Source organism: Nonomuraea sp. NPDC003201 (assembly GCF_053590415.1).
In genome coordinates this window covers 1-13,186 of sequence record NZ_JBSFTC010000295.1, presented here as the reverse complement: position 1 = coordinate 13,186, position 13,186 = coordinate 1, and the positions used below count along the sequence as shown (strand labels likewise).

16 protein-coding genes are annotated in these 13,186 nt (G+C 69.9%); 7 read left to right on the top strand and 9 right to left on the bottom strand.

The window, feature by feature from the left end:
• The 9 genes from ACWDX9_RS50395 to ACWDX9_RS50355 form a co-directional block, all read right to left on the bottom strand.
• On the bottom strand, positions 1–356 hold a 356-nt coding region (locus ACWDX9_RS50395; protein ID WP_449968522.1), incomplete at its 3' end, for a hypothetical protein.
• Entirely contained in the window at positions 353–1,036 is a 684-nt protein-coding gene (locus tag ACWDX9_RS50390; RefSeq protein WP_350730502.1) for a response regulator transcription factor, read from the bottom strand. The genes ACWDX9_RS50390 and ACWDX9_RS50395, both read right to left, overlap by 4 nt.
• Complete coding sequence (locus ACWDX9_RS50385; RefSeq protein WP_449968519.1) at positions 1,033–1,419, bottom strand: hypothetical protein; 387 nt, start codon at positions 1,417–1,419, stop codon at positions 1,033–1,035. The genes ACWDX9_RS50390 and ACWDX9_RS50385 overlap by 4 nt, the downstream gene beginning before the upstream one ends.
• A 26-nt stretch (positions 1,420–1,445) precedes the next feature.
• The gene (locus tag ACWDX9_RS50380; protein WP_449968516.1) at positions 1,446–2,825 is read right to left on the bottom strand and encodes an acyltransferase family protein; all 1,380 of its coding nucleotides are present in this window, start codon (positions 2,823–2,825) and stop codon (positions 1,446–1,448) included.
• The gene (locus ACWDX9_RS50375; RefSeq protein ID WP_449968513.1) at positions 2,825–3,604 is read right to left on the bottom strand and encodes an SGNH hydrolase domain-containing protein; all 780 of its coding nucleotides are present in this window, start codon (positions 3,602–3,604) and stop codon (positions 2,825–2,827) included. Before ACWDX9_RS50375 ends, ACWDX9_RS50380 begins: the two co-directional genes overlap by 1 nt.
• Before the next feature lie 128 nt (positions 3,605–3,732).
• Positions 3,733–4,161: a YybH family protein gene (locus ACWDX9_RS50370; protein ID WP_449968510.1), complete on the bottom strand. Its 429-nt coding sequence runs from the start codon at positions 4,159–4,161 to the stop codon at positions 3,733–3,735.
• Between the two features lie 29 nt (positions 4,162–4,190).
• Positions 4,191–4,799, bottom strand: a complete 609-nt coding sequence (wrbA, locus tag ACWDX9_RS50365; protein WP_364262829.1) for an NAD(P)H:quinone oxidoreductase — start codon at positions 4,797–4,799, stop codon at positions 4,191–4,193.
• 112 nt (positions 4,800–4,911) lie between these two features.
• Positions 4,912–5,832 (bottom strand): RNA polymerase sigma factor SigJ, encoded by a 921-nt coding sequence (gene sigJ / locus ACWDX9_RS50360; protein ID WP_449968505.1) that lies wholly within the window; start codon positions 5,830–5,832, stop codon positions 4,912–4,914.
• A 149-nt stretch (positions 5,833–5,981) separates the two neighbouring features.
• The gene (locus tag ACWDX9_RS50355) at positions 5,982–7,025 is read right to left on the bottom strand and encodes an NAD(P)-dependent alcohol dehydrogenase (protein WP_449968502.1); all 1,044 of its coding nucleotides are present in this window, start codon (positions 7,023–7,025) and stop codon (positions 5,982–5,984) included.
• A gap of 98 nt (positions 7,026–7,123) precedes the next feature.
• On the opposite strand from ACWDX9_RS50355, the gene ACWDX9_RS50350 reads away from it, so the two are divergent.
• The 7 genes from ACWDX9_RS50350 to ACWDX9_RS50320 form a co-directional block, all read left to right on the top strand.
• Positions 7,124–7,711 carry a TetR family transcriptional regulator gene (locus tag ACWDX9_RS50350; RefSeq protein WP_449968499.1) on the top strand — a complete coding sequence of 196 codons (588 nt, stop codon included), beginning with the start codon at positions 7,124–7,126 and terminating at the stop codon, positions 7,709–7,711.
• Between the two features lie 97 nt (positions 7,712–7,808).
• The gene (locus ACWDX9_RS50345) at positions 7,809–8,201 is read left to right on the top strand and encodes a VOC family protein (RefSeq protein WP_449968497.1); all 393 of its coding nucleotides are present in this window, start codon (positions 7,809–7,811) and stop codon (positions 8,199–8,201) included.
• On the top strand, positions 8,198–9,073 hold the full coding sequence (locus tag ACWDX9_RS50340; RefSeq protein ID WP_449968494.1) for a sigma-70 family RNA polymerase sigma factor: 876 nt from the start codon (positions 8,198–8,200) through the stop codon (positions 9,071–9,073). Before ACWDX9_RS50345 ends, ACWDX9_RS50340 begins: the two co-directional genes overlap by 4 nt.
• Before the next feature lie 167 nt (positions 9,074–9,240).
• Positions 9,241–9,405: a hypothetical protein gene (locus ACWDX9_RS50335; RefSeq protein WP_449968481.1), complete on the top strand. Its 165-nt coding sequence runs from the start codon at positions 9,241–9,243 to the stop codon at positions 9,403–9,405.
• Positions 9,406–9,438: 33 nt separating this feature from the next.
• Positions 9,439–10,398 (top strand): WD40 repeat domain-containing protein, encoded by a 960-nt coding sequence (locus ACWDX9_RS50330; protein ID WP_449968478.1) that lies wholly within the window; start codon positions 9,439–9,441, stop codon positions 10,396–10,398.
• A 333-nt stretch (positions 10,399–10,731) separates the two neighbouring features.
• Positions 10,732–12,744, top strand: coding sequence for a transglycosylase domain-containing protein (locus tag ACWDX9_RS50325; protein WP_449968476.1), 2,013 nt, complete (start codon positions 10,732–10,734; stop codon positions 12,742–12,744).
• A gap of 12 nt (positions 12,745–12,756) precedes the next feature.
• On the top strand, positions 12,757–13,186 hold a 430-nt coding region (locus tag ACWDX9_RS50320; protein ID WP_449968473.1), incomplete at its 3' end, for a PadR family transcriptional regulator.

Genomic DNA, 13,186 nt, shown 5'->3' with positions numbered 1-13,186 from the left:
GCCGCCTGGTCGCGCAGCTGCGCGGGCAGCGGCGGCACCTGCTTCCCGGCGGCGATGAGCGGGCCGCCACGATAGGACAGCGCGGTGTGCCGGCCCCGCGTGCCCATCGCCAGGTCCAGCTGCCGGGCCAGCTTGCGCAGATCCGCCTCGGCGGGGTCGGCGGGCAGGTCGGGCGTCCGGGAGGTGAGGTTGGCGCGTAGTTCCTGCAGGACGTCGGCCTGGGCGCGTTCGACGATCGCGGTGCGGCCCTGCCGGTAGGTGATCGTGGCGGCGGTCAGCGCGCTGATCGTGGAGACCAGGAGGAACACCAGGACCAGCTGGGCTCTCAGGCCGCGGGCGCGGGCGAGGCGGATCACAGCGGCCCGAACCGGTAACCGAAGCCGCGCACGGTCTGGATGTAGCGGGGGTTGCGAGGGTCGTTCTCGATCTTGGCTCGCAGCCGCATCACGCACGCGTCAACCAGCCGGTAGTCGCCGTGGAAGCTGTGCTCCCAGACCTGTTCCAGGAGTTGCTGGCGGCTGAAGGTCTGCTCGGGCGCGGCCGTCAGGAACAGCAGCAGCTTCAGCTCCGTCGGCGCCAGCGCGAGCTGCTCGCCGTGCTTGAGCACGCGCAGGGCGACCCGGTCGACGAACAGGTCGCCGTGGGTGGTGCGGGCCTGGTCGGAGGAGGCGGGCTGGGTGGTACGGCGCAGCACCGCGCGCATGCGGGCCTCGATGACCTCGCTGCTGGCCGGCTTGATCACGTAGTCGTCGGCGCCGGCTTCCAGGCCCACGACGACGTCCACGTCATCGTCGCGGGCTGACAGGATCACGATGGGCACCTGGCTGAAGGCGCGGATGCGGCGGCAGGTCTCCAGGCCGCTCATGCCGGGCAGCATGAGGTCGAGCAGGACGATGTCGGGCGCGCTCGCGATGAGTTCGGCCAGTCCTTCCTCGCCGGTCGAGACGAGCAGGGTCTCGTGGCCCCTGTGGCGCAGGCCGAGGCTCACGCCGCGGCGTACGGCCGGGTCGTCTTCTATCACCAGGACGCGGGTCATGAGGAGGCTCCCTGGTGGGCCGGGACGGCCGACCCGCTCTCGTCGCACCTGACGGGCCAGGGCGGGCCCGGCATGCCGGGCTCGAACACCTCGATCACGGGGTCGTCGCCGACGTCCGGGGCCTCAGCGGCCGTACAGACCAGCTGGCTCACCGCAGCCGGGCGCAGGTCACGCACCAGCCACGGCAGATGCAGCTGTACGCGGCCCTTGGCCGTCCTGGCGCGGACCGGACGTGGCGCCGAGGGCAGTTGCGTGATCAGCCCCCGTGCCCGCTCGGCCGCCGTGGGGCCGTCGAGCAGCGCGTCCATGGCCTGTTGCACCCGGGCGGCGGCCGATGCCGGCCGGGAGACCGGCCAGGTGCCCTGGGGCGTGACGAAGTACACCCGCAGTGAACTACCGAGGTCTTCGGTCAGGCCGCCTTGGACCAAGTCACCGGCGGAGCGCACATCGGTGTCGCTGATTCCGCAACCCGCCAGCGTCGCCGCGGCGACCAGGCCGGCCGCCACGCGGCATAAGACCCTCGGCATGTGTCCGTTTCCCCCGTTTCCTGGCGCGAACCGTCCTGCCATGACTGGCTGAGCCTGCTCACGTCGACCGTCCCGGCGCCGGGACGCGGCCGCGGTATCGCCGCCCACAGCCCCGCCGCCGTGACCGCCGCGGTGGCCAGTGCCGCCCATCCGCGCCGCCCGGTGGCCCAGCCGGTGCGCAGCCGTATCGGATCTTCGACGGTGGCCTTCGAGACTACCGCAGCCAGCAGTGACAGCCCGGCCGCGGTGATCGTCCAGCCCCAGTCCCAGCCCCAGTCCCAGCCCCAGCCGCCGAACCCGGCCACCGGCCGGGGCAGCAGCAGGTAGACCGGCCAGTGCCACAGGTACAGGCTGTAGGACAGCTCGCCCAGCCGGCGCGGCACGGTGCTGCCGATCACCCGGCCCGCCAGGCCGTCCGGTGCGTGGGCCAGGAGCGCGATCAGCGCGGCGCCGGCCAGGGAGTGTGCGAACATCCCGCCCTGGAACAGGCCGGGGGCCTTTTCCCCGCCGGTCAACAGCCATGAGGCCAACAGTCCGCACAGCAGCGGGACGCAGAGCACGTCCACGGCGGTACGTGACAGGCCGGCCACCGCGTTCCGGATGGGCGCCGTGGCGGCGGCCGCGCCGAGGAGCAGGGAGAAGGCCCGGGTGTCGGTGCCCTCATAGGCGCGGGTGGTGTCCACGGCCGCCCCGAGCCTGATCATGAGCAGAAGGGAGACGAGCGCGCCGGCCACCGCGACGAGCGCCACCCGCCGGTGCCCGCCGGGCCCTCTCCCGGCCACTGCCGGCATCAGAGGCCAGGCCAGGTAGAACTGCCATTCGACGCCGATGCTCCACAGGTGGGCGAACAGGCGGGTGCCGGAGGCGTTCCAGTAGCCGATCCGCTCGCCGATGTAGTGCCAGTTCACGCTCTGGGCGGCCACCCACGGCGCGTCCTGGAGGGCGTACCTCAGCAGGTCCGGCCTGGCGAACGCCCAGGCCAGCAGCAGTGTTGAGGTGACCATGAGGGTCAGCGCGGGCAGCAGACGGCGGGCCCTGCGCTCCCAGAAGGCCGCCAGGCGGAGACCGCCGTTCCTGCCGAGTTCCTCCAGCAGCAGGCCGGTGATCAGAAAGCCGGACAGGACGAAGAACAGGTCGACGCCCAGGAACCCGCCGCGCAGGTGCCCGGCGTGAAACAGCAGGACCGCGGCGACAGCGAGCCCGCGCAGCCCGTCGAGCGCGCCGACATGCGCGCGACGCGGGGCCGACGTCGTCGGTCCCATCAGCCGCAACCGAGTTTGGCGAAGCGCTCGTCGCCGGTCCACGGCCCGGTGGCCCAGACGCCGGGGGCGGCCGGGGTGAAGCCGGCCAAATCGCCGAGCTGCTTGGCGAACCAGGTGGCGAAGGCCGCCGAGCCCTGCTGGCAGGAGTGGATGCCGTCCTTGGCGCGCTGGGCCTTGGCGGCGGCGTAGTCACTTCCCCACAGCGCGGAGGCATCCAGGTAGCGAACGTGCGTGGCCTTGGCGGCCATCGCCGGCGCGCTCTTGATCGCGTTCTCGTGGGGCTTGAAGAATTCGTCGATCTTGAACGGCGGCGCGGACACCAGTACGAGCTCGGCACCGGCGTCCGCGGCCGTTCGGGAGAGCTTCTGGTAGGCCGACAGCTGTTGGCGGGCGGTGCCCCAGTCGTAGGCGGTGATCTGGTAGGCGATCACCGTCGGCCGGAAGGAGGCGAGGTTCTCCTTCAGCGTCTTCCAGGTGTCCCTGGCCGCCATGGCCGTCACCTCGTGGTCACCGGCGACGACGTTGCCGCCGCCGTCGGACGTGGCGTTCTTGAACGCCACGCCCGCGGCCTTCAACGCCGCCTCCAGCGCCGGGGCCTGCGCGCCCGCGATGGAGTCACCCATCCAGAGCACCTTGACGCCGGTGGCGGTCTGCTGGGTCGCCGCGCCGGGGGAGGTCGCGGACGCGCCGCAACCCGCGAGTGTGAGCCCGGTCGCGACAGCCAGGATCAGGCCGGTGTACCCGTGGTGGAACCGGCGAGAGAGGTTCGTCGATCGCATGGCCAGCAGGCAATCAGACGAATTCGGAGCTCAGCCGGGTTGTCATCGTTTCATCACACGATGCGGGATCGGCCGTCACGAAGGCCGGGCGGGCGCGCCGAGGGTGTCGCTGTCGTCAAGCGGCCGGCTCACACCGCCGGCGGGACCCAGGGCTGACGGGTCTCCGGGTCGAACGGCATGGAGATGTGTTCGTGCGTGATCAGCCACTTGCCGCCGGACCGGCGGCAGCAGACCGTCGATCGTACCCACATCACGCGATCAGACCCGTCCTTCAGGGTTCCGGTGTCCAGGTGGAGCATGTGCGCGAACGCGACGTCTCCGTTGACGGCGATGTTGAGTTCGTGCGTTTCCAGGCCGATGGGGCCGTCATATTCGTCGAACCACCGCACGAAATTGCGCCGGACTTCGCCGGACCCCGCGAACTGAAGAGGGGGAACGACATCGTAATAAACGATGTCGGGAGAATAGTGCGACATGAGCCGGTCAATGTCCTCCGCCTGGCAGGCATCGACTCGACCGTCCAGGAAGGCCAGAAATTCGGCATCGTTCGCAGTCATTGCATCCTCCGTTCAAGGAATGTGTGGTGTCAGGCGGCGCGGCCGGCCTTGAGCGAGGCGGCGGTGTCGACGATTCGGCGGGCCTGGTAGCGGGCCGCGTCCAAGGGCACCTCGCCGGGCGCGCCGTCGCCGGCCACGTGGGAGGTGCCGTACGGGTTGCCTGACTGGAACTGGATGGGGTCGGTGTAGCCGGGAGGCACGATGATGCCGCCCCAGTGGTAGAACGTGTTCCCCAGCGCCAGGATGGTGGATTCCTGCCCGCCATGGGCGGTGTTGGAGGCGGTGAAAGCCGAGTACACCTTGTTGGCGAGCAGGCCCTGGAACCACAGGGGCCCGGTGGTGTCGATGAACGCCCGGAGCTGGCTGGCCGGGTTGCCGAAGCGGGTGGGGGTACCGAACAGCACCGCGTCGGCCCAGCCCAGGTCGTCGAGGCCGGCCTGGACGACGTCGGCGGTGTCCTGAATGTGCTGGCCCCAGGCCGGATTGGCGCTGATCGCCTCCGGCGGAGCCGTTTCGGCGACCTTGCGCAGTCGCACATTGGCACCGGCCTTTTCCGCGCCTTCGGCGGCGGCTCGCGCCAAGGCATGCACGGTGCCGGTGGCACTGTAGTAAATGATCGCGAGGTTGACGGGTTCCATGGTCAGTTTCCTTTCGCAACGTTCGTCTCAGGAGTTTGACGAGAGAGCCATGCGAAATGTCAGGCGGACGTCTTTGCCGAGCGCTTCGCGTGCGGGTTCATCGCCGCGCGCGTCAGGCCGTCCAGGGCCGGAGCTTGTCGGGATTGCGTACGGCCCACAGGTGCTTGATCCGCTCGCCTGCGACGTCGAACGCCATGACCACCACGGTCTCCCCGTTCTGCTGGGCCGCCAGGCCGGGCTGACCGTTGACCGTACGCTCCAGGAACACGAGGTCGGGTGCCAGGCCGGCGATCTCGACCAGGTAGCGCGCGATCCGCTCGGCGCCTTCGACCGGCTCCAGCATGGCGGTGACCAGGCCGCCGCCGTCGGCGATCGCCGTGGCGTCGGGGTCGAGGAGGCCGACGAGGGCTCTGATGTCCTTGGCCTCCCAAGCCTGCTTGAAGTCCCTGACGACGTCGGCCTGCCGGGCCTCCGACGTCACGGGCGTCTGCGACTCGCGGATGCGGCGGCGCGCGGAGGAGGCGAGCTGGCGGCAGGCCGCCGGGGTACGGCCGACCACCTCGGCCACTTCGGCGAAGGAGTAGCGGAAGACGTCGTGCAGGACGAACGCGACGCGCTCGGCCGGGGTCATCGCTTCGAGCACCACGAGGAACGCCATGGTGACCGACTCGTCGAGGGTGATCCGGTCGGCGGGGTCGCCCGGCCGCGCGTCGGTCCACTCCGTACGGTCGGGCAGCGGCTCGGGAACCCATTCGCCCACGTAGCTCTCGCGGCGGACCCGGGCCGAGCCGAGCAGGTCCAGGCAGATGCGGCCGGCGACCTTGGTCAGCCAGGCGCCGGGGCTCTCGATGGCCTCCTGCTGCTGCGGGGTCATGGCGTACCAGCGGGTGTAGGTCTCTTGCACGACGTCCTCGGCGTCGGCCAGCGAGCCGAGCAGCCGGTAGGCGAGATTGATCAGCCGACGCCGCTCGCTCATGATCGCGCTCAGGCTCGGATCGCGCCGGTTGTCTCCTGGCTCTGATCGGGTGGTCATGATATGTCGTCTTTCCTTGTCGCCATCGCTCTCACCACTACGACGAGACAACACCGTGGGATGTGAGGTCGGCGCCTCGCCTGGAGCGGCGCCGGATCCGAATACGCCCCCAGGTCATCGGCGAGGTCCCGGAGAGCGCGTGGCTGTCCTTAATCCAGGTCGGACATGTCGAGTACGAAACGGTAGCGGACATCGTTGCGGCGGAGACGGTCGAGGACCTCGTTCACCCGCGCAGAGGGGAGCAGTTCGATCTCGGCGGTGATGCCCTTGTCGGCGCAGAAGTCCAGCATGGCGGCGGTCGCAGGACGGCCGCCGCTGCCCGCGGAGCTGAGCTTCTTGCGCCCCACGAGCAGGTCCATGGTCTCCACGGTGAGCGATCCGAGATGTCCAAGGTGGCTGAGGGTGCCGTCCATGGCGACCAGCCGCAGATACGGGCCGAGGTCGTGCGGGGTGGAGATGGTGTCGATGACGACGTCGAACGTGTCTCGGGCCGCGGCCATCTGTTCCGGATCCGTGGACACGATGAACCCGTGGGCGCCGAAACGGCGTGCGTCGTCGGCCTTGGCGGGGGATCGGCTGATGACCGACGCCGTGGCGCCGAGGGCCACGGCCATCTTGACCGCGAGATGCCCCAGGCCGCCCAGTCCCGCCACGGCGACGTGACTGCCGGGCCCCACCCCCAGAGTGCGCAGGGGCTCCCAGACGGTGATGCCGGCGCAGAGCAGCGGGGCGGCGCCGGCCGGGTCCAGGCCAGGGGGCAGCGGGTAGACGAACCGCTCGCGGACGACGTACTCGCGGGAGTACCCGCCCAGGGTGGTCGATCCGTCCTGCCGGTCGCTGCCGCCGTAGGTCAGGGTCGGGAAGGCGTGACAGAAGTTCTCCTGGCCGGCCCGGCACATGGCGCACTCGCCGCAGGAATCGACGATGTTGCCGACGGCGACCCGGTCGCCGGCGGAGAAGCGGGTGACCGCGGGCCCGGTCTCGGTCACCGCGCCGGTGAACTCGTGCCCCGGAACCAAGGGTTGCCCGGCTTTGGCGTCGTGGTCGCGGAGCGCATGCAGGTCGCTGTGGCAGACGCCGCAGTAGTCGATCTGGACCGCGAGGTCGTCGGGGCGCAGGTCGCGACGCCGCAACGGTGTGCGGCGCAGGCTCGCCGCCGCGCCGTCCGCCTGCCATCCGGTCGTGGTCCGCACGGCGATTCTCCTTAAAACAGACTGTTCGGTTTATTGGAGTCTAGGCACGGCGTGGCGCGCTTGGCAAACCAACTGTTCTGTTTGGTAGGGTCGTCAGCATGGTGGATCAGCCCCTGACCCCGCGCGGAGCCGCGACCTACCAGCGCATTCTTGATGCGGCGACCCGGGAGTTCGCCCAGTACGGCATCGCCGGGGCGCGGATCGAGCGGATCGTGTCCGCTGCGAACACCAACAAGGCCCAGCTCTACGCCTACTTCGGCAACAAGGACAAGCTCTTCGACGCGATCTTCTTCGGCTCGCTGGAGCGGATCGTGAATGTCGTCCCGATCGACGCCGCCGACCTCGCGGACTGGGCCGTACGCCTCTATGACGAGTACCTCCGCCGACCCGACCTCATCCGGTTGGCCACCTGGGCACGCCTGGAACGCCGGCCGGCCGGCCACCTCGTGGAGGAGCACGACCGGCTCGACGATCGCAAGCTGCGTGCCATCGCCGAGGCTCAGGCCGCCGGGCGAGTGCGCCAGGGAGACCCGTTCGACGTGATGGCCATGGTCATCGCCATGTCCATGGCCTGGTCGCCGGTCAGCAACGTCTATGCGGCGACCGCCGAGGAGCCCTCCGGCGTCCACGAACAGCGCCGCGCCCTGCTCCGCGAATGCGTCCGGCACGCCGTCGCGGCCGATTGAGGCTCCCGGAGCGGTCCTGTTACCTTCTCCCATCGGCACTCGTCATAGGTGCGACGACCGAATACGAGGTCGCGCCGACGAGTGAAGTGAGAACAGGATGCTGAACACCATCATGTACGTGACGGTCTACGTCACCGATCAGGACCGCGCGCTGGAGTTCTACACCGAGGGACTCGGCCTGGAAAAGCGGATCGACTTCCGGGGGCCCGACGGACGTTTCCTCACCGTGGGCGTTCCCGACAGCCCGGTGCAGATTCTCCTGTGGTCGCATGCGGCGGCCGCGGGGCAGCCGGGCGACGCGGGCCAGGATGGCGCGCCCGGTCCGCTGATCCTCGAATCCGATGATCTGCGGAAGGATTTCGAGATCCTGCGCCGGCGCGGCGTCATCTTCGAAGAGCCCGAACCCGTGGACTATCCGTTCGGGGTCCGTATCGAGGCGGTGGACCCGGACGGCAACCGGGTCTCGCTCCGTCAGCAGCGAAAGCCGTGACCGCCCACCCGTCCGGCCTCGTGACCGAGGCGTTCGAGGCCCAGCGCGAACGGCTGCGCGCCGTCGCGTACCGCGTGCTGGGCTCGCACGCCGACGCCGAGGACGTGGTCCAGGAAGCCTGGATGCGTCTCGTCCGCCAGGACGGGGCGACCATCGGCAACCTGGCGGGCTGGCTGACCACCGTGGTCGGCCGCATCAGCCTGGACCTCCTGAGATCCCGCCAGGCCCACCCCGAAACCGCGTACGGGCACGAGCATGCGGACCTCGTGGTGACGCCCCACGACGAACCCGCGCCGGACGAGCAGGTGGCGCTGGCCGATTCGGTCGGCCTCGCCCTGCTCGTCGTGCTCGACTCGCTCACCCCGAGCGAGCGTCTGGCGTTCGTCCTGCACGACATGTTCGCGGTCCCGTTCCACGAAATCGGCCAGATCCTGGGCAAATCCGCCGACGCCACCAAGATGCTCGCCAGCCGCGCCCGCCGTAAGGTCCAAGCCACGGACCGGCCGGCGGGCCCCGGCCGCGAGCACCGGGAGGTCGTCCACGCGTTCCGCGCCGCCGCCCTCGGCGGCGACTTCGAAGCGCTCCTGCGGGTCCTCGACCCGGACGTGAAGCTGACCGTCGACACCCCCGGCGGCGTGGTGGTCACCCTCGGCGCCACCGAGGTCGCCGCCGGCGCCCGCATGTTCTCCGGCGAGGTCGCCCGCCACCGACCCGTGCTGGTCAACGGCATCCCCGGCCACATGTCCTGGCGTTCCGACGGAACCCCTCTCTCCGTCATCGCCTTCACCGTCGCCGAAGGCCGGATCACCGGCATCCACATCGTCGTCGACCCGGCGAAACTCGCCTCGATCCAGCTGTCCGCCCCGGCCTGAGCCGGTGCGTGTGCAACCTGGGCCGAGGGCCACACCGTCACCGCCGTCACCCGGCATCCGGAGGCGTTCCCCCTCGGCGATCCCGCGCTGGACGTCGCGAAGGCGGACGCCTTGGACCCCGAGGTGGTGGCCGGGCACGAGGCGGTTACACCGTCGGCCCGCCGCAGATGGTCGGCCGGTTCACCGCACGCCGCGACCTGGCCGACGCGCTCGTCCGCGAAGCGGTCGAGGATCGCAACGTCCGCTCCGTCGTCGAGGTCATCACCACCGAGGGCACGCCGAGCGTCTACCGCGTGTTCCTGAAGGAGGCACTCCGCATCGGCAAGGCTTGATGGTGGCCCGCAGCGGGTGGCTACACTCTGCGGATGATCATGAGCGAAACGATTCCTACCGATTCCCCGATCCGCGACCTCTCCGTTGTACGCCACGGGGGAAGCTCCCTGATCGTCTGCGCGGACAGGTGGGGCGGGGTGTGGACGTGGTCTCCGTCGACCGGCGAGTGGTCGGGGCATTCCCTGCCGTACGCGCACGCGGGGGATCCGGCCGTGGCGCAGTTCCCCGATGCCGGGAACGTCATCGACATGGTCGCCGCACTCTCCGTCGACGGCAGGCTCCTCCTGGCGGCCGGCGGGGACGAGCAGGAGCCGGCTCTGTGGGATCTCGGCAGCGGTGAGCTCCTGTGGCGGACACCGCTCAACGGCGCCTATCTCGCCGATGTCATCGCGTTCGACGGCCGGTTCGTCACCGCGCAGCAGTATTCCGAGGAGGTGCGGCTCTGGTCGCCGGACGGCACGGACGCGCTGCTTGACGAAGTGGGCCAGTTGTCCTGCCTGGGGACGGCACAGGTCGGTGACCGCCGTCTGATCCTGGCAGGCGGTTCGGGAGCCCAGGTGTGGGACGCCGCGAACCTCACCGAGCTCGGCTCCTTCTACCCGTACGAGGGGCGGGTGTGGGCCGTGACGGCCTGCGCTCTCGCAGAGCGCACGGCGATCGTCGCGGTCACCGAGAAGGGCGAACTGTACGCCTGGGCCCTTGACGCCGAACCGGACGAGCCGCTGTACGGACCGGTCCCTGCTTCGGGCGGGGCTCTGGAGACGGTGGCGGTGATGACGGTGGACGGGCGGCCGCTGATGGTGACCCCGGCCCAGGACTCGCTGCGCCTGTGGGACGCCACCGACGGGACCGAGGCCGGCCACGTCAACGCGCACGGGCACGGCATCACGGCGATGGAGCCGGCGATCGTCGACGGCCGTCGGGTGCTCGTCACCTCCGGGGACGACGGAGTCCTGCGGATCTGGGACGAGTCCCACCTCGCCCGGGAATGACGCCCCCGGCGCTTTGACACCCCTTAGGGTAACCGCTATCTATTGGCTAACCGTTAGGGGGATGGATTGCTGGCAATGGCCGAGGAGCCGTCGCGCGGGTACCGCTCACATACTCGGCGCGAGGCTGACCGCAGCGGTGCCGGGGAAAGCCCGCGCAGGGGGCGGCGCCGCGCCACCCCCCAGGCAACGGTGCCAGGTGGTGACGGGTTACGGAGATCCGGCGGCCAGGGACGAGGCGGGCCGGGCGGCGAAGGTCCCGGGGGAGGGCCGGACGAGGACGGCGACCGGCCGCGCCGGACCGGTTGGAAGCGGTTCATCCCCAGCTGGAAGGTCGTGGTCCTCGCCTGCACGGTGCTGGCGGCGGGCCTCTTCGGCATGATCACGGTGGCGTACGCCAACACCCCGCTGCCTCTGGCCACCCAGCAGAAGGCCGTCGAGCAGGGCAGCGTCATCTACTACCGGGACGGCAAGACCGAGATCGCCCGGCTCGGCACCAAGCGCGAGATCGTCCCGATCACCAAGATCCCGCGGCATGTCCAGGACGCCTTCATCGCCGCCGAGAACCGTACGTTCCGCACCGACCCGGGCATCTCGGTGTCCGGCATCACGCGGGCGGCGTGGAGCACCCTGACCGGCCAGCAGGTCCAGGGCGGCTCGACGATCACGCAGGAGATGGCGCGGGCCTACTACGACGGCCTCAGCCAGGAGCGGACCATCCAGCGGAAGGTCAAGGAGATCTTCGTCTCGATCCGCGCCAGCAAGGAGATGTCGAAGGACGAGATCCTCGCCAACTACCTCAACACCATCTATTTCGGCCGCGGCGCGGACGGCATCCAGGCCGCCGCCCAGGCGTTCTTCGACAAGGACGTCGACAAGCTGACCCCCGCCGAAGCGGCCTACCTGGCGGGCCGGATCCAGAACCCGGTCGTCTTCGACAAGACGGAGGCCAAGAAGAACTGGGCGCCGACCCGGGAGCGGTTCGCGTACGTCATCGGCGGCATGGCGATCGTCGACCCGGCGAAGTACGGGCAGCTGCCCAGGACGGCGAAGTTCCCCAAGCTCGCCAAGCTGGACAAGAAAGAGACCCTCAAGGGCATCAACGGCTACATGGTCGACATCGCGCAGCGTGAGCTGGAGCAGCGGGGGATCTCCAGGGAGAGCCTGCGCAGCGGCGGTTTCCGGGTCACGACGACGTTCGACAGGAAGCTCATGCAGGCCGCGAAGAAGGCGGTGGAGAGCAACCTCGCCACCGTCAACGACAGGCACATCCGCGCGAACATGGCCGCCGTGGACCCGCGCAACGGCCGGGTGATCGCGTTCTACAGCGGTCGCGACTACCTGAAGAGCTTCACCAACAACGCCTTCGACGCCTACAAGCAGGCCGCGTCGGCGTTCAAGCCGTACGTGCTGGCCGCCTGGCTCGAGAACGGCTACAGCCTCAAGAGCTACGTGTCCGGCACCGGCCCGGTCACGCTGCCGGGCACCAAGCCGATCGGCAACTCGCACGACGTGGGCGCGGCCGTGCAGATCGACCGGGCCACCGCCGAGTCGGTGAACACGGCGTTCGCCACGATGGCGCAGGAGGTCGGCCTGAAGGAGGTCGAGAGGATCGCCGAGGACGCCGGGATCAACAAGAAGAACCTGGACCAGGCCGTCAAGGACCACGCGTTCGGCATGTCCATCGGCGCCGGCCTGGTCACCCCGGTCGAGCAGGCCGACGGGTACGGCATCTTCGCCAACGGCGGTGTCCACCACGACGCGCACGTGGTCGTCTCGGTCAAGACGTTCAAGGGGATGACCGTCATGCAGGAGGCCGGCGTGCCCAAAACGGTCATCAGCCCGGACAGCGCCGCGGACGCGACCTACGCGATGCAGCAGGTGGTCAAGTACGGCACCGCCGCGGGCACCTCACTGCCCGGCGGGCGGCCGATCGCCGGCAAGACCGGCACCAACAACGAGAACAAGGAAGCCTGGTTCGTCGGATACACCCCGCAGCTCTCCGCGGCCGTCGGGATGTACAAGGAGGTCCCGCGGACGGACCCGAAGACCAAGAAGGTCATCAAGGACGCCAACGGCTACCCCCTGCCCAAGGAGGTCTCCCTGGGCAACATCCAGGGAGCCGGGACACCCACCAAGATCTGGCGTGACTTCATGACGATCGCGATGGACGGCAAGCCGGTCGAGCAGTTCCCGGCGCCGACCTTCGGCGGCCGGCAGCACGACCTCGTGCGGAAGCCGACGCCCAAGCCGACCGAGGAGCCGTCCACCAGCGACGACCCGTTCGAGGACGGCGATCCCCTCGAAGGGGACGACGTCACCACCGGGTTCCGGCTCAGGAAGCCTTAGGAGGGAGGGGACATGCAAGACGCAGTGCTGGCGATGCTCGCCAAGGAGGCGTCGCACGGCTACCACCTGCACGCCCGGCTGCGGCAGAGTCTCGGCCCGCTGGGTGAGTCGATGAACCGCGGTCAGATCTATGTGACGTTGGCCCGGCTGGAGAAAGCGGGGCTCGTGGTCTGCGAGCGGGCCGACGGCCTTCCCGAGCGGCCGGACCGCAAGGTCTATGCGCTGACGCCGGCCGGGCAGCAGCGGGTGGCCGCGTGGCTGGCCGAGGTGGGCTGGCCGAAACCGGACCTGGCGGAGTTTCACCTCAAGCTCGTCGCGGCCGCCGCGGCCCGGCTGGCCGACCCGGTCGCTTCCTCGTATCGGTCGATCACGACGTCGGCCAGGGTCTCACAGTCGCCGATCACCTCGGCGCACCGGATGTCGAGATCGGGGTGCCCCGCGC